General features: G+C 46.4%; 23 protein-coding genes. 4 read left to right on the top strand and 19 right to left on the bottom strand.

The window, feature by feature from the left end; all coding sequences use genetic code 11:
* Nucleotides 1-3: 3 nt before the first annotated feature.
* The 11 genes from J3A84_RS00225 to J3A84_RS00175 form a co-directional block, all read right to left on the bottom strand.
* Nucleotides 4-276, bottom strand: coding sequence for an NfeD family protein (locus J3A84_RS00225; RefSeq protein WP_207597987.1), 273 nt, complete (start codon nt 274-276; stop codon nt 4-6).
* Nucleotides 266-1,573 carry an NfeD family protein gene (locus tag J3A84_RS00220; RefSeq protein WP_207597986.1) on the bottom strand — a complete coding sequence of 436 codons (1,308 nt, stop codon included), beginning with the start codon at nt 1,571-1,573 and terminating at the stop codon, nt 266-268. Before J3A84_RS00220 ends, J3A84_RS00225 begins: the two co-directional genes overlap by 11 nt.
* 263 nt (nt 1,574-1,836) lie before the next feature.
* Complete coding sequence (locus J3A84_RS00215; protein WP_207597985.1) at nt 1,837-2,439, bottom strand: alpha/beta hydrolase; 603 nt, start codon at nt 2,437-2,439, stop codon at nt 1,837-1,839.
* 236 nt (nt 2,440-2,675) lie between these two features.
* Nucleotides 2,676-3,437 carry a hypothetical protein gene (locus tag J3A84_RS00210; RefSeq protein ID WP_207597984.1) on the bottom strand — a complete coding sequence of 254 codons (762 nt, stop codon included), beginning with the start codon at nt 3,435-3,437 and terminating at the stop codon, nt 2,676-2,678.
* Nucleotides 3,438-3,620: 183 nt separating this feature from the next.
* Nucleotides 3,621-4,088, bottom strand: a complete 468-nt coding sequence (locus J3A84_RS00205; protein ID WP_207597983.1) for a COG2426 family protein — start codon at nt 4,086-4,088, stop codon at nt 3,621-3,623.
* Between the two features lie 59 nt (nt 4,089-4,147).
* Nucleotides 4,148-5,578: an adenylosuccinate lyase gene (purB, locus tag J3A84_RS00200; protein ID WP_207597982.1), complete on the bottom strand. Its 1,431-nt coding sequence runs from the start codon at nt 5,576-5,578 to the stop codon at nt 4,148-4,150.
* Between the two features lie 64 nt (nt 5,579-5,642).
* On the bottom strand, nt 5,643-6,548 hold the full coding sequence (locus J3A84_RS00195; protein ID WP_207597981.1) for an MBL fold metallo-hydrolase: 906 nt from the start codon (nt 6,546-6,548) through the stop codon (nt 5,643-5,645).
* Between the two features lie 184 nt (nt 6,549-6,732).
* Nucleotides 6,733-6,993, bottom strand: coding sequence for an HPr family phosphocarrier protein (locus tag J3A84_RS00190; RefSeq protein WP_207597980.1), 261 nt, complete (start codon nt 6,991-6,993; stop codon nt 6,733-6,735).
* Nucleotides 6,994-7,068: 75 nt separating this feature from the next.
* Nucleotides 7,069-7,524, bottom strand: a complete 456-nt coding sequence (locus tag J3A84_RS00185; RefSeq protein ID WP_207597979.1) for a PTS sugar transporter subunit IIA — start codon at nt 7,522-7,524, stop codon at nt 7,069-7,071.
* An 11-nt stretch (nt 7,525-7,535) separates the two neighbouring features.
* Nucleotides 7,536-8,729, bottom strand: coding sequence for a pyridoxal phosphate-dependent aminotransferase (locus tag J3A84_RS00180; RefSeq protein WP_207597978.1), 1,194 nt, complete (start codon nt 8,727-8,729; stop codon nt 7,536-7,538).
* A 23-nt stretch (nt 8,730-8,752) separates the two neighbouring features.
* Nucleotides 8,753-9,592: a PHP domain-containing protein gene (locus J3A84_RS00175; RefSeq protein ID WP_207597977.1), complete on the bottom strand. Its 840-nt coding sequence runs from the start codon at nt 9,590-9,592 to the stop codon at nt 8,753-8,755.
* A gap of 303 nt (nt 9,593-9,895) precedes the next feature.
* Between J3A84_RS00175 and J3A84_RS00170 the strand changes: the two genes are divergently transcribed.
* Together J3A84_RS00170 and J3A84_RS00165 are read left to right on the top strand one after the other, a co-directional pair.
* The gene (locus J3A84_RS00170; RefSeq protein WP_207597976.1) at nt 9,896-10,258 is read left to right on the top strand and encodes a BMC domain-containing protein; all 363 of its coding nucleotides are present in this window, start codon (nt 9,896-9,898) and stop codon (nt 10,256-10,258) included.
* Nucleotides 10,259-10,260: 2 nt separating this feature from the next.
* Nucleotides 10,261-10,704 carry a EutP/PduV family microcompartment system protein gene (locus J3A84_RS00165; protein WP_207597975.1) on the top strand — a complete coding sequence of 148 codons (444 nt, stop codon included), beginning with the start codon at nt 10,261-10,263 and terminating at the stop codon, nt 10,702-10,704.
* A gap of 177 nt (nt 10,705-10,881) precedes the next feature.
* On the opposite strand, the gene J3A84_RS00160 is transcribed toward J3A84_RS00165, so the two are convergent.
* From J3A84_RS00160 to J3A84_RS00135, 6 genes are all read right to left on the bottom strand, one after another.
* Nucleotides 10,882-11,799, bottom strand: a complete 918-nt coding sequence (locus tag J3A84_RS00160; RefSeq protein WP_342590920.1) for a PHP domain-containing protein — start codon at nt 11,797-11,799, stop codon at nt 10,882-10,884.
* A gap of 12 nt (nt 11,800-11,811) precedes the next feature.
* A complete protein-coding gene (locus J3A84_RS00155) occupies nt 11,812-13,017 on the bottom strand; it encodes an MFS transporter (RefSeq protein WP_207597974.1) in 1,206 nt (401 codons plus the stop codon).
* Between the two features lie 169 nt (nt 13,018-13,186).
* Complete coding sequence (gene rny / locus J3A84_RS00150; RefSeq protein ID WP_207597973.1) at nt 13,187-14,743, bottom strand: ribonuclease Y; 1,557 nt, start codon at nt 14,741-14,743, stop codon at nt 13,187-13,189.
* Between the two features lie 312 nt (nt 14,744-15,055).
* Nucleotides 15,056-16,135 carry a recombinase RecA gene (gene recA / locus J3A84_RS00145; protein ID WP_207597972.1) on the bottom strand — a complete coding sequence of 360 codons (1,080 nt, stop codon included), beginning with the start codon at nt 16,133-16,135 and terminating at the stop codon, nt 15,056-15,058.
* A 134-nt stretch (nt 16,136-16,269) separates the two neighbouring features.
* Nucleotides 16,270-17,361, bottom strand: coding sequence for a tetratricopeptide repeat protein (locus J3A84_RS00140; protein ID WP_207597971.1), 1,092 nt, complete (start codon nt 17,359-17,361; stop codon nt 16,270-16,272).
* A gap of 20 nt (nt 17,362-17,381) precedes the next feature.
* Complete coding sequence (locus tag J3A84_RS00135) at nt 17,382-19,106, bottom strand: phospho-sugar mutase (RefSeq protein ID WP_207597970.1); 1,725 nt, start codon at nt 19,104-19,106, stop codon at nt 17,382-17,384.
* Nucleotides 19,107-19,383: 277 nt separating this feature from the next.
* On the opposite strand from J3A84_RS00135, the gene J3A84_RS00130 reads away from it, so the two are divergent.
* Nucleotides 19,384-20,844: an aminotransferase class I/II-fold pyridoxal phosphate-dependent enzyme gene (locus tag J3A84_RS00130; protein ID WP_207598479.1), complete on the top strand. Its 1,461-nt coding sequence runs from the start codon at nt 19,384-19,386 to the stop codon at nt 20,842-20,844.
* 61 nt (nt 20,845-20,905) lie between these two features.
* Here J3A84_RS00130 and J3A84_RS00125 read toward each other — a convergent pair whose 3' ends face one another.
* Complete coding sequence (locus J3A84_RS00125) at nt 20,906-21,523, bottom strand: YdcF family protein (protein ID WP_207597969.1); 618 nt, start codon at nt 21,521-21,523, stop codon at nt 20,906-20,908.
* Complete coding sequence (locus J3A84_RS00120) at nt 21,505-22,284, bottom strand: acyl-[acyl-carrier-protein] thioesterase (protein WP_207597968.1); 780 nt, start codon at nt 22,282-22,284, stop codon at nt 21,505-21,507. The genes J3A84_RS00125 and J3A84_RS00120 overlap by 19 nt, the downstream gene beginning before the upstream one ends.
* A gap of 210 nt (nt 22,285-22,494) precedes the next feature.
* Here J3A84_RS00120 and idi point away from each other — a divergent pair, with 210 nt between their 5' ends.
* Entirely contained in the window at nt 22,495-23,034 is a 540-nt protein-coding gene (idi, locus tag J3A84_RS00115) for an isopentenyl-diphosphate Delta-isomerase (RefSeq protein ID WP_207597967.1), read from the top strand.
* Nucleotides 23,035-23,064 lie beyond the last annotated feature (30 nt).

The raw sequence follows: 23,064 nt of genomic DNA, 5'->3' as shown, positions 1-23,064 counted from the left end.
TTACTACAACTCCTTTTGATTTTCTTTTACGATGACTCTCATACCTTCGACACTGGTGACAAGTATTTCAGTACCAGCTTCGATGAATTCCCCTAAAGTGACCACGTCCACTAATTCGCCATCAAAAATAGCGGTACCTGATGGTCTTAGGGTTGTTTTAGCAATCCCTGTTTTGCCGATGTACTCTTTTAATCCGGGTTTCGCAGCGGTATAGCCACGTTCCGGCGTCTCGCCCATGCTTAGTACCAATTTCTTGAAAAAGTTTCTAATCGGCACCTACGTCAACTCCTTTAGTTTGTTTTACGATGACTCTCATTCCCTCTACGTTAGTGACAATGATCGGGGTGCCTTCTTCAATGTACTCACCTGAAGTGACCACATCAACAAAAGCATCATCAAATTCAGCGGTACCGGAAGGTCTGAGCGTGGTTTTGGCGATGCCTTGCTTACCGATGAGAGAAGCAAGACCCTGCTTTGCAGCTACATAACCTTTTTCGGGCGTTTCCTCCATATCCAGCACAAGACGTTTGAAGACCTTTCTGCCTGGAGTGAACCTGAACACGATGAAGATCAGGACCGCCGCCCCGATGATAGCAATGACCAGTGACTGTACAGCCGTTGAAGGATCCGGGGTAGATAGGAATATACTGCCAAATAGTGCTGCAAGTCCAAGAACACCTGCAATACCAAATCCCGGGATGATGAATACCTCTACCAGCAGTAATGCGAGTCCGATGATGAACAGTAATGCTGCTTCCCATCCTGAAATCCCTGCGAGGATACCTCCTCCAAAATAAAGTCCCAAAGCGGCTATTCCAATGCCACCTGGTATTCCGAATCCTGGAGTGAACAATTCAATAAGTATGCCTGCAATGCCAATCATCAATAGAACAGTACTCACTGCTGCGGTTGTCAGAAAATCCGTCACATAATTGATGGTGGTTTTTCCTGAAGATCCTATGATATTCAGATTCTTATCCGCTCTCAGATCGAGTTCACTACGATAAATACCATCCGTCATCTCATATTTCAATGCTTCTTCCGCGGTGAGCGTCAGAAGCTTCCCCTCTTCCACCAGGCCTTCAATAACGATGGCATCGTCTGCCATTGCTCTTGCGATGAGTGGGTCTCTTCCATTCTTTTCCGCCTGGGAAGCGAGTTCTGCTGACCATACGGATACTGTTTTCTCATCAGCTCGTTCACCGCCGATCTGGGGTTCTGCGCCACCGATGGTTGAACCTGCAGTCATGTACATCTCACTTCCGCTAAGCGCCATGAGAGCACCTGCTGAAATCGCTCCGCCATCCACAAGAACTATGGTGTCCATGGATGAAATGGTTTTGGACATTTCCAGTGCAGAGTCGACTCTTCCACCTAGAGTGTCCAGAATGAGATATACCGCATCCGCCTGATTTTCTTCAGCTTCCTGATAGGCATTCGCAAGCCAGCGGGACTGGCTGGGAGATACTTCACCGTTAAAGCGAACTTCCCATACATCCATAGCCATAACTGTGGTCAGAAACATGGAAAACATCAGAACAGTCATAATCATGGTTTTCAAGACTCGTTTCATACGACTCCCTCCTTTCAGAGATTAGACAGAAGGTCTTTACTAAACTGGTACTATTCTATACGGTTAGATTTGACCACATGTCTTAAATATATCATAGCACTAATACACTGGTGTTTCTATCTTTTTTGGCGAATATGACAGTTAGTTGCACCTTTATTTATAGGGGGTTAAGCGATTTCATGGTGAAGAATGTGACATGTGGGCGAAGGTACTGTACAGGTTCCGTTCCATGAAAAAAACCGGATATATATATCCGGTCAGATTCAGAACGTCTGATGATACCAGGAAGAAGCATCCTGCACTTCTTCCTGAGTCAGGGAATGTCCTCTCTTGTAGGTGTGGAGGGATACGTCTGCCCCCATTTCACTCAATGTCTTTTCAAGAGCTAACGTATTGTTCAGGGGTACGATGGGGTCATTTTCTCCGGCCCCAATGTAGATGCTGGTTTCCTGAAGTTTTGAAGCTGGTGTTTCCTTCAGTGGAACCATGGGATGAAATAGAATGGATTTAGTAAAAACAGACCCGTACAGATAATGGATTGCTGCGATGATGTTGGCTCCGTTGGAGTAGCCCAAACCTGCAAGCGCATTCAAGCTGAAACCATACTCTTCTGCTGCTGTTTCCAGAAACTCTATGATTTCCCGGGCTCTGTACCGGATATCCTCTTCATCGAAGACACCTTCCTGAATTCTTCGGAAAAAGCGGTTCATCCCATTCTCATTGACGTTTCCACGCAAGGACAGAATGTTCGCTTCAGAATCAATCATCTGTGCAACAGGAATCAGATCGTTCTCATTTCCCCCTGTTCCGTGAAAAAGCACCAAAGTTCTAGTATTGTCTGTACCTTTAATGAATTTATGCTTCATGAATTCTCCTCTCTTTGAGACGTTATTGTATGATCAGTTCTTTTCTGACAGTGCTATCAGTGAATCAGGATCTGAGCTGATTCTACCGATTTCATGTACTGACTAAATGTCCCATTATTATTTAGATTCTATCTCATAAATCTAAAATGGTCAAATTAAATAGCATAAAATCAGTGGTGGGGCTTCATTGATTTCCATAAAAAAGAGATAATCTTTTCAGATTATCTCATAATTCCCTATAGTTCTTTTCTGTAAAGGATGATTCCAGACTCAGTGCTCACAGCATAAACGAAGTCGAAGGTTTCCCCTTCTCCGACATCCAAAGTGAAGTAGAGATTGTAGACTTTCTTGTTGTTGTAGACATCCACTTCATGCTTGATGATTTCCTTGGAGAGCTTAGACGCGAATTCCTCTGTACTTGCATTGGCTCTGAAGTAATTGATGATGATTTCCTTTGCTTCGTCTACAGAAATCTTGTCTACAGTACTCAGTACATCCGGATTTTCATACTTGAAGGAAATGCTGATCAGCGTACCGTCGCTGGTATACTGCATGTAGATGTTGTTTCCGGTAAAGTACTCATCCTGTTTTTCGCGGGATACGCTTTCATACTGTTTCATATTTTCATGATAGGTTACAACAGTCTTGAACTTTTCCGCCTCGTAATCCAGTCTCTTCAGATTATCTTCCGCTTTCAGGTGGATTTCTTCCTTTGTTGCCAAATCAGGTGAGGTGTTGTTCGGAGTATTTCTCAGAAAAATGGTCATCAGCCGTCCTTCTGGGGTCACTTCATAATAGTATTTAGAATCTGTAAATTCTTTGATGGTCATGCCATCATAGGATTTTGTTCGGACGAACTTTATATTTTCCTCTTTATCACTGGTATAGGCCAGGATTGGCGCCATCTGTGTCTCGATTTCTTCTTCGCTGGTACCACAAGCAGTAAGGACCAGCACCCCTAAAACAAGCAGTATGCCAAGGATGATTTTTCTATGCATGGGAATCCTCCTTCTTAATACCTTCAGATTATATCTGAGAATTATAAATGGAATATAAAGTTCCTGGCTTAAGTTCTTAAATAATTTTAAGAAATCCTATTAAAGTGCTGAGTCGATCGGTTCTGTCATATCAAAAGACATCCTCGGACTCGTTTCATCAGAGAATGTCTTTACCATTCTATTCTAGAAAATGGTCTTCGCGGTAAAGAACCCGGGAATCAGCAGACAGATGATGGTAATCACTGTCGCGGACAAAACAGCTCCGATGAAATTGCACAGCAGTGATTTCTTGAAGTCCAGTCCCAGAAAGGCAGCTACTGCGCTTCCCGTCCAGATTCCTGTAGTAGGAAGCGGGATTGCCACGAAAAGAATCAGACCGATTTCCTTTCGCTTTTCCAGTTTGTCCGTATTTTTGGCGATCTTGTGATCGATGAGATCCACAAACCTTTTGAAAAAAGGTTTCGAAGCCATGAATTTGTAGATCTGCTTGAATAGGAGCAGGATGAATGGTGATGGCACGAGACTTCCGAATAGTGCCAAGAGAAAGATGGTGACTGGTTCCATCTCATATACAAAGCCTAGAGGGATTGCTCCTCTCTGCTCGATGATGGGAATCATACTCAGTATGAATACTTGCAGTTGCTGACTCATGTGTTACTCCTTGAAGACATGAGAGGGTCATGCCTTTTAGACCTCTCATGCTGTATTTTCTAGACGGTGATGTCTGATTTTTGAAAGTCGTCGCTTTCATATAAGTGAATAAGCGGGTCAATTTCTTCCTTCATGAACTCATCCACCTGCTGAGGTGCTCTGCCGATGTAATTTTCAGGGTTCAATGTGGAGTTAAGTTCCTCTTCACTGAGACCAAAACGCTCATCAGCAAGGATTCTGCTTATGAGATCGTTGTCCAGTCCTTCCAGTTTTACACGCTTGGAAGCTTCCATGGAATGTTCTCTGATGAGTTCATGGAGTTCCTGTCTGTCTCCACCTTTTCGGACCCCTTCCATGATAATGTTTTCCGTCGCCATGAAAGGCAGCTCGCTTTGCAGATGCGCTGCAATCATTTTCTCGTAAACAATCATGCTTTCGCTGATGTTGATGTAGAGGTTCAGAACGCCATCCAGTGCAAGAAAGGCTTCTGCTACGGAGATTCTCTTGTTGGCGGAATCATCCAGGGTTCTTTCAAACCACTGGGTGGAAGCGGTTATGGCCGGGTTCAGGGCATCCACGATGATGTATCTGGACAATGCGCCCATTCTTTCGCTTCTCATGGGATTTCGCTTATAGGCCATGGCCGAGGAGCCGATCTGGCTCTTCTCAAAGGGTTCTTCGATCTCCTTCATGCTCTGAAGCAGTCTGAGATCATTGCTGAATTTATAAGCGCTCTGTGCGATCTCACTTAATGTATTCAGAATGAAGCTGTCCAGTTTTCTGGGATAGGTCTGCCCTGTCACTTTGAAGGTTTTCGGGAAATTGAAATGTGCTGCGACCTTTCGGTCTAGCTCCTTCACCTTCATCTCATCTCCATCAAAAAGACTCATGAAGCTTGCCTGGGTCCCGGTAGTCCCCTTGACCCCTCTGAAGCGCATGTTTTCGATGGTGTGATTGAGATTTTCCAGATCCAGTGCCAGATCCTGCATCCATAGCGTTGCTCTTTTTCCCACCGTCGTGATCTGAGCAGGCTGATAATGGGTGTATCCCAGTGTAGGCACGTCCTTGTATTTTAGCGCAAATACCTTAAGATTTTTTAAAACTTCTATGAGTTTTTTTCTTATCAGCTGAAGTCCCTCTCTCATGATGATGAGGTCCGTATTGTCTCCGACATAGCAGCTGGTCGCCCCCAGATGGATGATTCCTTTTGCGGAGTCCGCCTGGAGTCCGTAGGCATAGACATGGCTCATGACGTCATGACGGACCACTTTTTCCCTTGCCTCCGCCTCCTCGTAGTTGATGTCATCCTTATAACGGATCAGATCATCAACCTGAGACTGGGTGATGGGGAGGCCCAGTTCCATTTCCGCTTTGGCCAGTGCAATCCATAGTGCTCTCCAGGTTCTGAACTTCTTCTCATCCGAAAAGATGTAACTCATCTCCTTTGAAGAATATCTTTTGTTTAATGGGCTTTCGTAAGTATCTCTCATAAAATCCTCCTGTTCGATCCTCTTCTGTTTACATTCTGTTTCTGATTTCAATATTTGTCTTGCATCACTGCTTCTTTGGCATCGGTATATATTTCAGAGACTGATTCTGCACTTCCTGTATAATGCGGCCTGTCTCCAGAAGATATTCCACGTAGCACTGGAGCATTCTTTCCACCACCAGATACTTGAAGGTGGAATCGATCCGTATCCGCATGATCAGAGCCACTTCCTGAAGGAGCTCCTCTTTTGTCATAGGTCCTGTAATGACGGAAAGAATCTCTTCCGCTCTGTTTCTGTAGAAATAGATGTTGTCCGTGATGAGATCCTTCACATCCGGGTAGATGCCTTTATGCGCCAGAACATACTGGCTGGATTGAAGGCTGTACAGCTTCATCTTGCTTGCTATATCCTGGGTAAGGATATAGGCATAGGGAAGTTTTGCGCTTTCCATGATCTCGTAGCTGATGAGAGCATCCCCGATGTAGGTGACATTGTCCGGTGTTGTGATGGTGATGTGCCCTGTGCTGTGGCCAGGGGTATGAAGTATCCGAAAGTCTGCACCGCAGAACGTGATTTCGGTCTCATCGGGCTCAATCATCCGGTCTGTCTCTACCACCATATGTCCGAAGTGGTCCCGGGCATGATTCATGGCGTAATTGGCATAGAACTTCTTCAGAGACAGAACGGATTCCACGATGCCTGCTTCTTCTCTGGTCATGGCTACAGGACACCCGTATTTTTCTCTGAAATAGGCCGCATTGCCCACATGATCTATATGAGCGTGAGAGCAGAGTATACCCGCCACGTTTAAATGGTTCTCTTCGAAATAGGTGATGAGTTTTTCTCTGTGGTTTCTCATGTATCCCGTATCCAGAAGGATGATGTTCTCTTCATCAATCTTGTAGTAAGGCAGATAAAGAAGGTCCAGGTCCAATACGTAGGTATTTCCTTTGACATGTATGCTCTTCATGTTTTATTCACCTCGATCTTCAGTAGAAATGCTGCACATGCAACAGTACAATTATACACCAAAACACATACATTATAACAAAATTCCTGAAAAATGTTTGTGTTTTCGGTTTCATCCGGATGGAAAAAGAAAAACTAGGATTGAAACTCAATCCTAGCATGTTCTTCATCTACTATCTTGAAAATTACTCTTCAAGTGTTTCAATCAGCTTAGCAACTTCTTCACAGGCGACTTCTTCGTCTTCGCCGTTCGCGATTACTGTGATGGTTGCTCCCTTAGTAACTCCTAAGGATAGAACACCGATTAAACTCTTTACGTTTGCTTTCTTGCCGTTATACTCCACACTTACATCAGACTTGAAGGAAGATGCCTTCTTGACAAGTAGTGTAGCAGGTCTAGCGTGCAGACCGGTTGGGTTTTTTACTGCAACGTCTTTTGAAACCATTAAATCACCTCATATTCATATACTTTTAATAAACAACTTAATTATATCATGTTTTATTGCTAAAACAACTAAATCCTAAAGAGAGATTTCTGCGAATTTTACAAACGCCCCTGACACCTCATAATTGACAGACAGATCCTTTACCTTCTCTGGCGTGGTGATGATGATGGGTGTGGTGATTTTCGCATCCAGTTCCACATAATCACGGTCCATGTATAAAAGCTTATCCCCCACAGTGACCTCATCGCCCACTTTGACATAAGTGGCAAAACCTCTACCCTGGAGTTTCGCTGTGTCGAGCCCCGCGTGAATGAGAATGGTCAGTTTTTCCTTGGTGCTGATGGCCACGGCATTGAGATTGTCGGAAACAAGAACCACTTCACCGGATACAGGAGCAAAGAAGATATCTCCATCTGGAATGATGCAGACGCCCATACCACCCAATAGATCATCTTTCAGGTAATGGTTTGCCTCCTCCAGGGGGATGATTTCTCCAGCCACCGGCATGTAGAGTTCACATTTCATTTTCATTTTCTTCCCTCCTATGAAAGTTGAGACAGAAATTCTTCGATGCGGTCAAATCCCTTTCCGATAGATTCCTTGCTGATGGCATAGGAAAGTCTCACAAACCCTTCCAGTCCGAATCCTGAACCAGGAACCAGTGCCACCATATGGTCGCTGAGAAGACTGTCTGCAAAGTCCAGAGAGTTTTCCATGACTTTTCCCTTATAGGTTTTTCCCAGGTAGTTTCTGATGTCCACCATCAGATAGAAAGCCCCCTTCGGATAGATGTATTTCAGTCCATCCAGCTTTTCGGTACGCTCAATCATGTAGTCTCTTCTGCTCCTGAATTCCTTGTTCATCTCTGGAATGAAGCTCTGATCGCCGCTCAGCGCCTCTACAGCCGCATACTGAACAAAGGAGGTGGAGTTGGAAGTGGTGTGGCTCTGGATATTGGACATGATCTTTACGAGATCCTTGGGTCCAGCGGCATATCCGAGTCTCCACCCTGTCATGGCATAGGCTTTGGACAGGGCATTGATCACCAGGGTTCTGTTATAGGTCTCCTCACTGAGTGAGGCAATGGAATAATGCTTCTCTTCTCCATAGATCAGCGGCTCATAGATTTCATCGGAGATGATGAAGATGTCATGCTCTTCGCAGAAATCCGCAATGGACTGCAGTTCTTCCCTGGAATAGATGGTGCCTGTAGGATTGTTCGGACTGTTCAGGATGATCACCTTCGTCTTGGACGTCAGGGAAGCCTGAAGATTCTCCGGCGTGTATTTGTAGTCGTCTTCTTCCTTTGTGTCGACAATAACGGGAACACCGTCTGCCAGATGCACCAGGTCAGGATAGCTTACCCAGTAAGGCTTTGCGATGAGCACTTCATCTCCGGGATTAAGCAGTGCACTGAGTCCGTTGGCAAGACACTGCTTGCCTCCAGTGGAGATGATCACCTGCTCTCTTGTGTAGTGAAGTCCGTTGTCCCGGCTGAATTTTGCAATGACGGCATCCTTCAGCTCCACAAGGCCCGATGCTGGAAGGTATTTGGTTTTTCCTTCATCCAGAGCTCTTTTGCAGGCTTCAATGATGTTAGATGGCGTGTTGAAATCCGGTTCACCGGCACCGAATCCGATGATGTCCTTCCCTTCGGCCTTCATCTGCTTCGCCTTTGCTGTGATGGCCAGTGTGATGGATGGTGCAAGTTTCGCTGCTTTTTCTGAAAAATTCATATTTTCCCCCTTGAATTGTGCTTTTATTTTGATTTTCTGAGATTGCGGTTGTATCTGATGAGTTTCGTCATCAGATGGTCGTTGAGCCCATAACGCCCAAGCTTGTCGTTGAATGAATTCTTTTTTAGGTCCAGTTGACCATGGAAATCACTTCCACCTGAAATTACCATTCTGTGCTTTTTCGCCAGTGCATAGAACCTGTTGGTCAGCTCCTTCTTGTGGGAAGGATGATAGACTTCCAGTCCCAGCAGCCCATGCACCTTCAGCTCTGTCAGCAGTGCTTCAAAATGAAGGTTATAGAGCTTCTCGCCGGGATGAGCAAGTACCGGTATTCCGCCTGCATCTCGCAGCGCTTTCAGCGCCTCGCGTGTATCGATCTTATACCTCTTCTCGTAGGCGATCTTATCCACGTCAAGATAGACATTGAAGGCTTCCTTGATGTTCTTCACATAACCATGTTCTATGAGAAGCTTCGCGATATGCGCTCTTCCGTAGGAATCCTTCGGAGGAGCCTCATCGGGCAGATGAATATCCATTCCTTCAAGATTCTTCAGGATCTTATGATATCTTTCGACCCGATCGGTTTTAAAGCGTTCCAGAAGGTCCAGGAGTGGCTTGTCGAAGGGATCATGGAAATAGGACAGTATGTGCAGTTCCAGACCCTTGTAGTACGTGGAGACTTCCACTCCGCTGATCACCGTAAGATCCTTGTATTCCGTCTGCAGATTCTCATAAGCGCCCATGGTGTCATGATCGGTTATGCTGATGTAACGGATCCCTTTCTCTCTCGCCATTTCAATAATTTCATCAGGTGTAAATGCTCCATCTGAGTAAGTCGTATGGATGTGCAGATCACTCAGCATTTACCTCACCTCTTTCTATATATTAAATTTAACATATTCTGGGTGAATTGTAATCTCATTCTCCGAAATTAAGCGGTATTCACATCCTGACAGAGGAATCCGCTTTTTACTGTAATACTGATATCGATTTCACGCTGAAGCGTGGAAAATGTGAAAAAGAAGTGTACTGCTTTGCGCTTCCCCATAGTTTCTCCAGACGTAAACGGACAAAAGAGTAAATTTGTAGTGTTATACTGCAAAATAGTGTCAGGTTCTCCTTCGCAGGATATTTTATAATGAAGGTAGTATCAAAGGAGTGAGTTCATGGAAGTGAAAGATCAGAAAATGAGAATCATCCAGGAGTCGGTGCCTGGAAAACAGATCACCTTGGCCCATCTCATCGCCAATCCGGATAGAATCATCTATAAGAAACTCGGACTGAATCCTCATGTGGACTATCATAAATCATCCATCGGCATCATCACCATGACGCCCAGCGAAACAGCCATCATTGCGGGGGATCTGGCCGTGAAGACCGCAAACATCGATCTGGGTTTTGTGGACCGTTTCAGCGGAACGCTGATCATTACGGGAAAGATTTCAGAGGTGGAGTCCGCCATGAGAGCCATAACGAACTATGTCAGAGACGGTTTGGGGTTCAGTATCTGTGACGTGACGAGGACCTAGCTATGAAGAAAATGCTACTGGTCGGTCGGAGTGAATCCGGGAAAACCACGTTGACCCAGGCATTGAAAGGAAAGAAGGTCTCCTATCACAAAACACAGTACATCCATTACCATGATGTGATCATTGATACGCCAGGTGAGTATGCGGAGAACAGAAATCTCTCCCTGGCCCTTGCCCTCTATTCCTATGAGGCGGATGTGGTTGGACTTCTCATCAGCGCCACGGAACCCTATTCTCTCTTCCCACCCAACGTCGCCCCTTGTGTGAACCGAGAAGTCATAGGTATCGTCACGAAGATCGACCAGGATGACGCGGATCCGATCCAGGCGGAAATCTGGCTGAGGCTGAGCGGATGTCAGAAAGTGTTCCATGTTAGTGCCGTCACAGGTGATGGAATCAGAGATCTTCTTACCTACCTTCTGGAATCTCCTGTGATATCCCTTTAAACGTAAAGAAGGAACCCATAATCCATGACCTGGAGCTATTCATCACGAATGTTCCAGGTCTTTTCTGATGTCTGTATGTCTGCATACTGAAGGCTGTGTACGGAAGCGGATGGAATGAAAAAGAACAGGCCCTTATGGGACCTGTTCTCTGTTGAAGTCGAGATGCAGAAACTGTTCCTATTCCAGATGGCTCATAAGACCCTTGAGGATTTCCTCTTCCTGGTTTCTGCTTCCATGTAAGCCCAGTGAGATGGCGGGCTTTGTTCTGCCGTGGAAGTCGCTGCCGGCTGTGAAAAACAGTCCTCTTCTTCGGCATTCGCAAAGGTAATGAGCCCTGGTCTTCTCATCATGATAGCTGCTGTAGACCTCGATTCCCAGAACGCCTTCAGAAAGAATCCCGTCAAGAAGAGCGGTATCCAGTCCGATATTCTGACCCGGATGCGCAAGGACCGGTACGCCACCCGTATCCATGATCAGCTCGACGGCTTCCGAAAGACTCATATAGTGGATGGGCACATAGGCCGGTTTCCCCTTGGCACAGAGATCCCAGTAGAAATTCACGAATGGATTATCGCTTCTGTCTCCCCCTTCGTAATAGGGAAGCATCAGCGGATGATTTCTGTTCTCCGGCAGTTCCATGGCCACTTCGGCAAGGATCTCGCCTGTGACGATTCCTCCTCTGGAAATCTCCCGGATGCGTTCTCTGCTGAAGACGATGCCCAGTTTTTCAAGTAGAGCCAAGCGATCCTCTGCAGAAGACTTTTCCTGTCTTTCCTGATCCTCTTCATAGGCATCATAGCGTCCATCTTCATGGATACCATAGCCAAGCACATGAAGGTTCACATCCTCATAGGTGCAGTCCAGTTCGATGGCAGGCATCACATGGATGCCGTACCTCTTTGCGGCCTGCATGGCTTCAGGAATCCCCCTGATGCTGTTGTGGTCGGAAAGTGCCACCACTTTGAGACCTTTGCGATGGCACATCTCCATCAGTTCTTTTGGGCTGTACTCTCCATCCGCACTGTAGTTCGAATGCATATGCAGATCGATGCTGCTCATAGACTTCACCGCTTGTGAAGGAGATTCTTCCTTCACCCTTTCCTCCTGTCAGGAGATGATTTTATTCTGCTGCTTACGGATCATGATCCGTTTTTTCATCATGGTGTTGATCTTTTCCGTGGAGAAGAGAAGCAGTGCCAGCAGTGTGAAGAGATAGGGGGTGAAAAGCTCCAGATAACCTCTTCCTGCAAGAAGACCGAACAGAGCAGGCATGAAGGTGCTGCCCATGTAGGCGAAAGCCACCTGGATACCGATGATGCTCTGTGCATGGGCCTTACCGAAACGCGTGGGGGTCTCGTGAATCATGCCGGGGAAGATCGGCGCGCATCCCAGGCCTACCAGCAGAAAGCCCGGGAACAGGAAAAGGGAGATGCCCGAGAGAATCAGGAGAATGCCCAGAAGAATGGACAGGATGCCTCCTCTGATGATGGTACGGAAGGAAAGTTTCATGGTGATGAATCCGGTGAGGAATCTTCCCAGGGTGATGCCGCCGAAATAGAGTGAGGTATACCTGGCTGCCGTTTCAGCGCTGTATCCGATGAAATTCACAAGATAGCTGGAACCCCATAGCCCCATGGTCATTTCCACGCCGCAGTAGGCGAAGAAGCTCAGTATGGCATACCGGACGCCCGGGATTTTATAGAGGCTGTCTTCTTCCCTTGTTTCATGCGCATCCTCTTCCTCCTGATCGGAGACGTTTTTCCCTTCGAAGCGCTTCCACAAGGGCAGCGTCAGGAAAAGCAGAAGAACGATGCCGAGCTGGATGATGGAGATGACCCGATATCCGGCTCGCCATCCGCTGCTTGTCAGCAGGAAAAAGGACAGGATCATGGGCCCCGCGGTGGCGCCTACACCCCAGAAGCTGTGCAGCCAGCTCATGTGTTTTGCCTCATAGTTGAGGGACACATACCCGTTCAGTGCCGCATCCACAGAACCTGCTCCCAGGCCAAGAGGAAGAGTCAGAAAAGCAAGCCAGTAAAAGTCCGGTGCCAGAGAGAAGCCCAGAAGGGCCAGAGCGGTCATGAGTACGCTTATGAGAGTCACTTTCCCTGTACCGAAACGCCTTGTTACACGCCCGCTCAGGAAACTGGACAGGATGGTCCCGCCGGTGGTCAGGACGGACAGGATGCCCGCGTTTTCAATGGGAATGCCCAGGGACTGATGCATTACTGGCCAGGATGCCCCTAGGGCGGAATCTGGAAGTCCCAGACCGATGAAGGCTGCGTAGATTACTATAAGGAAAAATGTCGCCATGTTCTTTCTCGCTTTCTTGTACTGATGCACCTATGGTGCAAAGATTAGTTCAATTATAGAGGGTCTCTTCTGAAGGGTCAAGGAGAGGGAAAGGAAAAAGAGCAGGTCCTAAGATCTGCTCTTCTCTAACTTTCAAATTCAATTTCCGAATCCTTTTACAGTTTCCGGATTACTTTGCGTAATCAACAGATCGGGTTTCTCTAATGACATTGATCTTGATCTGTCCAGGGTATTCCATTTCTTCCTCTATTCTCTTGACCAGGGATCTTGCCATCAGCATTGCGCCCGCATCATCAACCACATCAGGTTTAACAATGATTCTGATTTCTCTTCCAGCTTGAATTGCATATGACTTCTCAACGCCTTCGTAAGAATTTGCAATTTCTTCCAGTTTCTGGAGTCTCTTTATGTAGTTTTCCAGAGTTTCACGTCTTGCACCAGGTCTTGCCGCAGAGATTGCGTCTGCCGCCTGGACCAGTACCGCTTCCATGGACATCATCTCCACATCACCATGATGGGCTCCGATGGCATTTACAACGAGTGCTGACTCATGATACTTCTTCGCCAGATCTGCACCGATCAGTGCATGACCGCCTTCTACTTCGTGATCCACGGCTTTACCGATGTCATGAAGCAGTCCTGCTCTTTTTGCAAGTGTTACGTCTAATCCCAGTTCTGTTGCCATGAGGCCTGCCAGATTGGCGACTTCTATGGAATGCTTAAGGACATTCTGTCCGTAGCTTGTTCTGAACTTCAGTCTTCCCAGAAGTTTCAGCAGTTCCGGGTGAATTCCATGGATACCGATTTCGAATGAAGCCTGTTCGCCTTCTTCCTTGATCACATTCTCCACGTCTTTCTTGGATTTTTCCACCATCTCTTCAATTCTTGCAGGATGAATTCTTCCATCTACAATGAGTTTCTCTAGTGTCAGTTTTGCAACTTCTCTTCGGATCGGATCGAAACTGGATAGGATTACAGCCTCTGGTGTATCATCAATAATGAGATCCACGCCTGTAAGGGTTTCCAGTGTTCTGATGTTTCTACCTTCTCGTCCGATGATTCTACCCTTCATTTCATCATTTGGCAGGGATACCACATGCACTGTGGTTTCAGATACATGATCCGCTGCACACCTCTGAATTGAAGTGGTAATGATTTCTCTCGCTTTCTTGTCCGCCTCTTCTTTTGCTCTGGATTCCATTTCCTTTACCATCAGTGTCAGGTCTCTTTGAACCTCACCTCTGACTTCATCCATCAGCACTTTCTTTGCGTCCTCTTGTGTGAGACCGGCGATTTTTTCCAGTTCAGTTCTTCTAGCTGCCAGAAGCTCTTCTGTCTCGTTCTCTTTGACAGTCAGATCGGAAATCTTCTTATTGAGGGTTTCCTCTTTCTTTTCCAGCTGTTCCAGTTTCTTGTCCAAGGATTCTTCTTTCTGGATGGTCCTTCTTTCAAGTCTCTGGACTTCGCTTCTTCGTTCTCTGACTTCTTTTTCCGCTTCAGTCTTCAGCTTGAATGCCTCATCCTTTGCTTCAAGAGATGCTTCCTTCTTAAGTGCTTCTGCCTCTTTCTTCGAATCCTCGAGGATTCTTCTGCTGTCTTTTTCCGCTTCGCCAAGAATTTCCTTGGCTTTTTTCAACTTACTATTTGATAAATATAAGATTATGGCACCTACCACCAGTAATGTAACAACGCCTGTTACGATAATAGCGATTTGTTCTGTGCTCATATTTACACCTCCTTGCTTTTTTAGTCATTTTTTATAGCTAAATGTGAAAGCTTGGAAAGTGCATATCATTCTCACTGTGAATTTTGATAAACCAATACAAATTTATTGTATCTTATCCCATAATAAGTGTCAAATAATTCCTCTGAATATTAATCAGTAAAATCACACCTTCTGTAAACCTTTTACTGAAGGTGTGATGAGGCGGATCAGAGTCTGTTCTCAAGTGGATGAAACAGATCGTTTCAGGTTCAGAACCTTCCGATGTTCTTTCATGAAAAAGAGACCGGTTCATGGAACCAGTCTCACATTAAATTATTTCTTTTTCTTATCGGCTTCTTCTTCTTCGATTTCAGCGATGATTTCCTTGGCTTCGATGATCTCCGCCATCTTAGCCAGCGGAAGCTCATACTTCGCGCGGATCTTATTTTCGATTTCCAGAAGCAGTTCCGGATTTTCGGCAAGGTAGTTCTTGGAGTTTTCTCTGCCCTGACCAAGTCGGGTTCCTTCATAGGAGAACCATGCACCGGACTTGTCCACGATTTCCTCACTCACCCCTACATCCAGCACATTTCCTTCTCTGGAAATACCACCGTTGTACATGATGTCGAACTCTGCCATCTTGAAGGGTGCAGCGACCTTGTTCTTGATGACCTTGATCCTGGTTCTGTTTCCGATGACGCTGTCTCCACTCTTGATGGAATCGATTCTTCTGATGTCCATTCTTACAGAAGAGTAGAATTTCAGTGCACGTCCACCTGGTGTCGTCTCTGGATTACCGAACATGACGCCGATCTTTTCTCTCAGCTGATTGATGAAGAGAATGCTGCAGTTGGTCTTGCTTACCGTACCGGCAAGCTTTCTCAAAGCCTGGGACATCAGTCTTGCCTGAAGGCCCATATGGCTGTCCCCCATCTCTCCTTCGATTTCCGCTCTGGGCACCAGTGCGGCTACGGAGTCGACGATGACAAGATCGATGGCGTTGGACCTGACAAGAGCCTCGGCGATTTCCATGGCTTGTTCTCCTGTGTCAGGCTGGGATACCAGCAGGTTGTCAATATCCACACCCAGTCTTTTCGCATACTGAGGATCCAGTGCGTGTTCTGCATCGATGAAAGCGGCGATTCCGCCAAGCTTCTGCGCTTCGGCAATACAATGCAGAGCTACAGTGGTCTTACCTGATGATTCAGGTCCATATATTTCAATGATTCTTCCCTTTGGAATTCCGCCGATTCCCAGTGCGATGTCCAGTCCCAGACATCCTGTGGGGATGGAGGCCAGATTAAGCTTGGAATCTGCACCCAGTTTCATTACGGAACCTTTACCAAACTGTTTTTCAATCTGATTCATGGCAGCGTCCAAAGCTTTCATTTTATCTGCATTAATATTAGCCAAATCATTCACTCCTTGTGTTGTAAAATTCTGTCGTTCCTTAAATAAAGAACATTCGTTCAAAAATTATTATATGCCATAATCCGTAGACTGTCAACCGGATTTCCTACTGCATATTATAGGGAAACATCCGGTTTCTATTCCTTCTTTTTTTCGAGTTTGTCCATGTAGGCTTTTATTTCCAGAAGGATTTCGTCCTCACCGTCCATGAGCTCCCCGATGGCGATGTGATCCTTCGCTGCGTTCAGATCCCCCAGATTGATGTAGCACATGATGAGATTCGTGAGGATCTCGATGGTCCGGACCTGTTCGAAGAGTGTTCTGAAGTAGTTCACAGCCTGGGCATAGTCTCCGATGGCCGCATAGTTGATGCCCAGCTCATTGAGAACATCCACATAGGCCTCATCGACGGCCAGTGCATCGTTCAGATAGAAAATCGCCTTCTCGTGGTTCTTGAGAATTCTGTAGGCGATGGCGATCATGAGAAGAAGTCTCGGGTTGTCTTCTTCCCTGCTCAGGAGCGGCAGCACCAGCTCCAGGAACCTTTGGGGATTATCGTAGAGAATCTCCTCTCCTTCCAGGATTCGGCTCTTACGGTCAAGAAACTCGATTTCTTCAGTGATTTCACTGGTTTCTTCTCCGCCCAGTCTCAGATACTCTCGGATGTTGTGGAGTGCTCCAACAAAGTCCTCCTTGAATCTCAGAGCGGATCCTTTGAAGAGATAGCCTTCGATGATATCGAGAGCGATGGCTTCATCGGCGTATTTCAGGAGCGCCTCTCTGTACATGGATATCTTCAGGGAAAGCTCCTCCAGTAGCACCAGCGCGTTTTTCAGCACTTCCTTCTCTCCATGGACATGATAGAGTCCAAGAAGATAGATCAGTGCTTCTTCAAGCTTCTCCTCCTGGATCAGCTTCGTGACGAGCCCTTTGATGACCGACGCCCTGCTGAGCCGGTTCAGGATCGCTTTGTAGAGATCCATCTGATTGAAGCTGGGATCCGCACCTGCCACATAATACATCCCTTTGACGAATTCACCAAAGGGAAGATTTTTCGTCAGATCCTCATTGATGTTCTCTGCGATGTACTCAGGAGAGAGAGGAAGAAAAAGTTCTTCCTCTCTCTCTCTGATTTCAGGAATCTGAAAATGTTCAACGAGTATGGTTTTGTTGATCTCAAGAAAGATGAGACCGGATAAGTTTGATTTCAGATGATTGATGTAATCCAATTGGACCTCCTATTATGAGCTTAGAAGCCTTTATTGACAAGAGAGATGACCTCTTTCTTGAATGCTTCCAGCTTGCGGTCTGCATCCTCCAGAGAATTTCCCTTCACGGCCATGTACGCTTTCATCTTCGGCTCCGTTCCCGATGGTCTCACGACAAACCAGGATTCATCCTCGAGCATGTACTTGATGACATTGGATTCAGGCAGCGTGATGGGGGTCTTTTCGCCGGTCTGGATGTTGACTCTTTCTCTCAGTTTATAGTCTTCCTTGTTGAGGGCTTTCACACCGTCTATTTCGGTGATGGTATTGTTTCTGAAGTAGTCGATGCACTTTCTGATCTGGTCTTTACCGTCTTTTCCAGTCCTGGTGAAGGATTCGATCTCCTCACGGAAGAATCCGTATTTTTCGTAGATTTCAATAAGCGCATCATAGAGCGTCATGCCCTTGGTCTTGTAGTAGGTTGCGATTTCGCAGAGAATCATGGAAGCCACCACGGCATCCTTATCTCGTACAAAGGTTCCGGCAAGGTAGCCGAAGGATTCTTCAAATCCGAAGAGGAAGGTTTTTTCGTTTGTTTCTTTATACTCTTCGATTTTTTCTCCGATGTATTTGAAGCCTGTGAGCACATCCAGAAGCTCCACGCCGAAGTCTTCAGTGATGTTTCTGACGCTTTCTGTGGAAACGATGGTCTTGATGACCACGCCATTCTCTGGCACTTTGTCCTCTTCCTTCATGGCTTTCAGCAGATAGTAGGTGATGAGCATTCCGATCTGATTACCGGACAGCACCTGATTGTTTCCCTGATTATCCTTCACGATGACGCCTACACGGTCGGCGTCCGGGTCTGTTCCGAAGATGATGTCGGGCTTTACCTCTTCCGCCAGCTTCAGTGCAAGTTCGAAGACCTGTGGATTTTCAGGATTCGGATACGGTGCGGTGGGGAAAGTTCCATCTGGGAGCTCCTGCTCCTTTACCACATGTACGTTGGTGTAGCCCAGCTCTTTCAGGACACGACGTACGGGGATGTTACCTGACCCATGAATCGGTGTATAGATGATGGAGAGATTTTCCGCATTTTCCTTCAGCATGTCCTTTTTGACTGTCAGGGTCTTGATGGAATCAATGTAGGTTTTCAGCACGTCTTCTCCGATGTACTGAAGCAGGCCCTTTTCTAGTGCCTCTTCCTCGGACATGGATGCCACTTCATCAAATTTCTCGATGGACCGGATTTCCGTAAGGATTTTGTCCGCTTCCTCGTCGGTGACCTGTCCTCCATAGGAACCATACACTTTGTAGCCGTTATAGGCCTGAGGATTATGGGAAGCTGTGATGACGATGCCTGCACTGGTCTCATAGTGTCTTACCGCAAATGACAGCAGCGGCACTGGTGCCAGTGTATCATAAAGATAGACTTTGACACCATGGGCACAGAGAATCAGAGCGGATACCTTCGCGAATTCATCGGACTTGATTCTTGAGTCGTAGGCGATGGCGCAGGAGGGATGCTCCACGGTCTTTGTGAGATGCCTGGCCAGCCCTTCTGTTGCCTTTCCGACTGTGTGGATATTCATTCGATTGGTTCCAGCCCCCAGAATACCCCTTAGGCCAGCTGTACCGAATTCCAGTTCGGTATAGAATCTGTCCTCCAGTTCCTTCTCCTCTGTGATTGCGCTGAGTTCCTTTTTGAAGTCCTCTGATACAAATTCGCTTTCAAGCCATTCCTGCAGTTTTTCTTTATAGGACATGCTGATTTCCTCCTTGGTTATACATACTTTACTCACATTATAATATATTCCGGATGAGATTTCACAGATTTATCTCGCATTCTCCGATGTTTGTGGAGAAACGGAAAATGTTTACGAAAGATGAGATGAAAATATTGTCATTATATAATAGAATGGAAGTAACGAAGTGCTGAGATTTTTCATTGTAAAAAAGAAGAATTATGCTATTATTAAATAGTTATTTTTGACATGAGATGTCATGGAAATCGGAGAATACGGAAAGAAGGTGGCTGTAAAGTTGTATAAGCTGAATCAGAATGAGACTCCTCTTTTTGATGCCCTTATGGAATATGTGGATCGGGATACTGTACCCTTTCATGTGCCAGGACATAAAAAAGGAGAAGGAATTGAAAAGAATTTCAAAAAATATATCGGGGAAAATCCCTTCAAGATAGATGTTACGGTTTTCCAGCTGGTGGATTCCCTGCACCATCCTACAGGACCGATCAAGAAAGCCCAGGAGCTTGCAGCGGATGCCTACGGAGCGGATGCTTCATTCTTCTCCATTCATGGAACCTCCGGTGCGATCCAGGCCATGATCATGTCTGTTGTCAGTGAAGGAGACACCATCATTGTGCCCAGAAACGTCCATAAGTCCATTACGGCAGGAATCATCCTCAGCGGAGCCATTCCCGTCTATATGCAGCCGGAGCTGGACAAGAAACTTGGCATCGCTCAGGGGGTGACACCTGAAACCGTGGAAATGACCTTGAGAGAAAATCCCCATGCCAAGGCGGTGCTCATCATCAATCCCACCTACTACGGTGTGGCTACAGAGCTGGAAAGAATCGCCGAAATCGTCCATGAATACGACATTCCTCTGATTGTGGATGAAGCCCATGGACCCCATCTTGCGTTCTCAGGCAAGCTGCCCATGTCCGCCATGCAGGCGGGAGCAGATCTGTGTGCCCAGAGCACCCACAAGATCATCGGAGCCATGACCCAGGGATCGATACTGCATGTGAGGACGAAATACGTCAGTGCTGCAAGAGTGCAGCAGATCATGAATCTTCTGCAGACCACGTCCCCCTCCTACATCCTTCTGGCATCGCTGGATACCTCAAGAAAACAGATTGCCCTGGATGGAGAAGAACTCCTTGACAAGGCCATCGAAAATGCCCAGTATCTGAGAAACGAGGTCAACAAGATTGAAGGATTCTACTGCTTCGGCAATGAGATTCTGGGCAATCCCGGTGTGTTTGCATTAGACCCCACGAAGGTCTGCATCACCTGCAGGGATCTCGGCATCACTGGATTCGACCTGGATATGATCCTGGCCAACAAGTACCACATCCAGATGGAGCTTTCGGATCTCTACAATACCTTAGCCGTAGGAAGCTTCGGCGATACAAGAGAAAACATGGATAAGCTCATCACAGCCCTCAAAGAGATCAGCGAGGAGTACATGAACAAGGATCAGATCAAACCGGACTTCATTGACATACCCTCCATTCCCAAGCAGGTGCTGATTCCAAGAGAAGCATTCAATGCGGAAAAAGTCTCCGTTCTTCTTGAAGACAGCATCGGTGAAGTGTCTGGCGAGTTCCTGATGGCTTACCCGCCTGGAATTCCAGTGCTCTGTCCCGGAGAAGTCATCACAGAAGAAATTGTGGACTATGTCAATGATCTCAAGAAGACTGGACTCTATGTGCAGGGAACCGAAGACCCGAGAGTGGAATACATCAAAGTGGTGAACTAAAAGACGAACAGCCTGAAAGCTTACAGCATAAGCTCTCAGGCTGTTATACATTTAATTTGTGTCATCGGTTCCGATCGATGATGAGGTATTTCAGCACACTGAGATATTCTCTGAGGTAGCCCTTCAGAAGTGCGGTGGGCGGGGTTTCCGAAGGGATACCGAAGGCATCCAGTCCATTTTCTCTTGCGGTGAGTGTTCCTCTGAATACATGAAAACCGCTGGTGACGATACCGAATTTCGGTTTTTTCTCTAGAAGACCTGGTCTTTCCTTTTCCAGCATCGCAATGCTGAAGGTGATGTTCTCGTAGGTGTTGAAGGAGCCTTCCTCCGCAAGGATTCTGGTCTCCTCGATCCCCTTCTCCATGAGATAGTCTTTCATGGCCCGAGCTTCGGTGATCTCTTCCCCTCTTCCGATGCCTCCGGATACGACAGCGATGGTCTCCGGATGGTCCTTGAGATAGGCGTATCCCCTGTCCAGGCGGAGCGACAGCGCAGGAGAAGGTGCTCTTCCATAAAGTCTTGCGCCCAGTATGAGGATGACATCGGCCTTTTCCTCGCTGGTCTTCTGGGCATGATAGAGGATGAGACCTTCCACCACCACAAAAGTCAGCACGAAAGCAGCGGCAAGGACAAAGAGGATTTTTCTGAAGATATGCTTCTCTAGTTTCTTTTTTTCCATTGCAGCTCCACGATGGACAGCAGGTTGTCCTCTTCATCATAGATTTCATGATAGGATGTGCGGTCCTCCAGTACAGACCTTACCATGACATTGCCGCCAGGCCTCTTTTCCTTTTTGTAGACAATGGAGAGGTCCTCCGGTACGTTTACCAGCAGGTAATCTTCATTCGTGTCCGTGGTAAGAGACTCCATGGCCCAGCCGATGTAGACCGTGTTGTTCACATGATCATTGCTGTCGATGTCGTGGAATCGGACTTCGAAGGGTTTTTCATGGGTGTAGACAGGGTTTCTTCTTTTCTTCAGGGGCTTGATGTCGATTTTCTGAACGATTTCATTCTGAAGGAAGGAAAGAGAAGGATCGGTTCTGTCCAGGTACGCTTCTTTGACATGCTCTGGAATCTTCACCATCTTTCTTTTATCTGCATTGATGACGATCCACACAGAGAGCGCATGGCCTACCGTTTTTCCCTCTTCGTCCACCACGTAGAAGTATCTGTGGGAATAGATGTCTTTCTGGAAAAGGGCAAAGGTTCTGAGACGCAGATTCTTCGCATAGTACTCCCCTTCCTCCAGATGCAGATTCCAGCTGTAGAGGACCCACACAAGTCCCATCTCTTCCATATAATTCGGTGCGAGCCCCAGACTTACAGTGTGATACATGGAAGTGGTGTTCAGCATCTGCACCAGGGCATCCAGCTTGACATATAAAAACCGGTCCACTTCCTTGAAATCCACTATGGTGCTCTTCTCGTATTCTTTCATTCCATTCTCCTTGCATGCCGGATAGAAATTTTACTGAATATAATTGCGTGCCGCCGACATTCTTTCATTCTATTAATCAATAGTACGAATATATCCCAAAAAATTTAAATTCATCTTAATATTTGCGAAAAGAGTGAATGGGCGTGTTTGATGAAAGAGAAGATATCAGCTATAATAATTCAAATATTTGAAGTGAATGGAGATAGAATAATGGAAGATATACTGATACTCGTAGATGAACAGGACACTTTTCAGGGATACATGGGTAAAGCGGAAGCGCATCTCAAGGGCGTGAAGCACAGAGCCTTCAGCATCTTTGTGTTCAATGAGAAAAATGAGCTTCTGCTTCAGCAGAGAGCCCTATCCAAATACCATACACCGGGTCTTTGGAGCAATACCTGCTGTAGTCATCCAAGATACGGAGAGACCACTCTTTCTGCCGTGCATAGAAGGCTGCCTGAAGAAATGGGCTTTGATACGGAGCTTACCCACGTCCATGAAATGTCCTATGAGATCCGTTTTGACAACGGCATCATCGAAAATGAATATGATCATGTATTTGTTGGGCGATATGAAAGGAATCCTGTTATCAACAAGGAAGAGGTTCATGATTACAGATGGATATCCCTCGAGGACCTGAAAAAAGACATGACAGATAGGCCTGAGAAATATACCTTCTGGTTCAGAAGGATCATGAATGAATTTGATTTCATGAGTGCGCTCCATGCTGTTGAAGTCCAGGAGGTATAGTGAATCCATCCTTTCCAGAGAAAGTCTTTG

The organism is Proteiniclasticum aestuarii (assembly GCF_017368455.1).
Taxonomy (GTDB): Bacteria; Bacillota; Clostridia; order Clostridiales; family Clostridiaceae; genus Proteiniclasticum; species Proteiniclasticum aestuarii.
The sequence above is the reverse complement of the archived record's forward strand: the minus strand, read 5'-3'. Positions and strand labels throughout refer to the sequence as shown.

Bases quoted from the DNA above. Each gene is read 5' to 3' on its own strand.
- J3A84_RS00220 (WP_207597986.1), bottom strand. From the start codon at position 1,573: ATGAAACGAGTCTTGAAAACCATGATTATGACTGTTCTGATGTTTTCC.
- J3A84_RS00215 (WP_207597985.1), bottom strand. From the start codon at position 2,439: ATGAAGCATAAATTCATTAAAGGTACAGACAATACTAGAACTTTGGTG.
- J3A84_RS00210 (WP_207597984.1), bottom strand. From the start codon at position 3,437: ATGCATAGAAAAATCATCCTTGGCATACTGCTTGTTTTAGGGGTGCTG.
- J3A84_RS00205 (WP_207597983.1), bottom strand. From the start codon at position 4,088: ATGAGTCAGCAACTGCAAGTATTCATACTGAGTATGATTCCCATCATC.
- purB (WP_207597982.1), bottom strand. From the start codon at position 5,578: ATGAGAGATACTTACGAAAGCCCATTAAACAAAAGATATTCTTCAAAG.
- J3A84_RS00195 (WP_207597981.1), bottom strand. From the start codon at position 6,548: ATGAAGAGCATACATGTCAAAGGAAATACCTACGTATTGGACCTGGAC.
- J3A84_RS00190 (WP_207597980.1), bottom strand. From the start codon at position 6,993: ATGGTTTCAAAAGACGTTGCAGTAAAAAACCCAACCGGTCTGCACGCT.
- J3A84_RS00185 (WP_207597979.1), bottom strand. From the start codon at position 7,524: ATGAAAATGAAATGTGAACTCTACATGCCGGTGGCTGGAGAAATCATC.
- J3A84_RS00180 (WP_207597978.1), bottom strand. From the start codon at position 8,729: ATGAATTTTTCAGAAAAAGCAGCGAAACTTGCACCATCCATCACACTG.
- J3A84_RS00175 (WP_207597977.1), bottom strand. From the start codon at position 9,592: ATGCTGAGTGATCTGCACATCCATACGACTTACTCAGATGGAGCATTT.
- J3A84_RS00170 (WP_207597976.1), top strand. From the start codon at position 9,896: ATGGAAGTGAAAGATCAGAAAATGAGAATCATCCAGGAGTCGGTGCCT.
- J3A84_RS00165 (WP_207597975.1), top strand. From the start codon at position 10,261: ATGAAGAAAATGCTACTGGTCGGTCGGAGTGAATCCGGGAAAACCACG.
- J3A84_RS00155 (WP_207597974.1), bottom strand. From the start codon at position 13,017: ATGGCGACATTTTTCCTTATAGTAATCTACGCAGCCTTCATCGGTCTG.
- rny (WP_207597973.1), bottom strand. From the start codon at position 14,743: ATGAGCACAGAACAAATCGCTATTATCGTAACAGGCGTTGTTACATTA.
- J3A84_RS00135 (WP_207597970.1), bottom strand. From the start codon at position 19,106: ATGTCCTATAAAGAAAAACTGCAGGAATGGCTTGAAAGCGAATTTGTA.
- J3A84_RS00125 (WP_207597969.1), bottom strand. From the start codon at position 21,523: ATGGAAAAAAAGAAACTAGAGAAGCATATCTTCAGAAAAATCCTCTTT.
- J3A84_RS00120 (WP_207597968.1), bottom strand. From the start codon at position 22,284: ATGAAAGAATACGAGAAGAGCACCATAGTGGATTTCAAGGAAGTGGAC.
- idi (WP_207597967.1), top strand. From the start codon at position 22,495: ATGGAAGATATACTGATACTCGTAGATGAACAGGACACTTTTCAGGGA.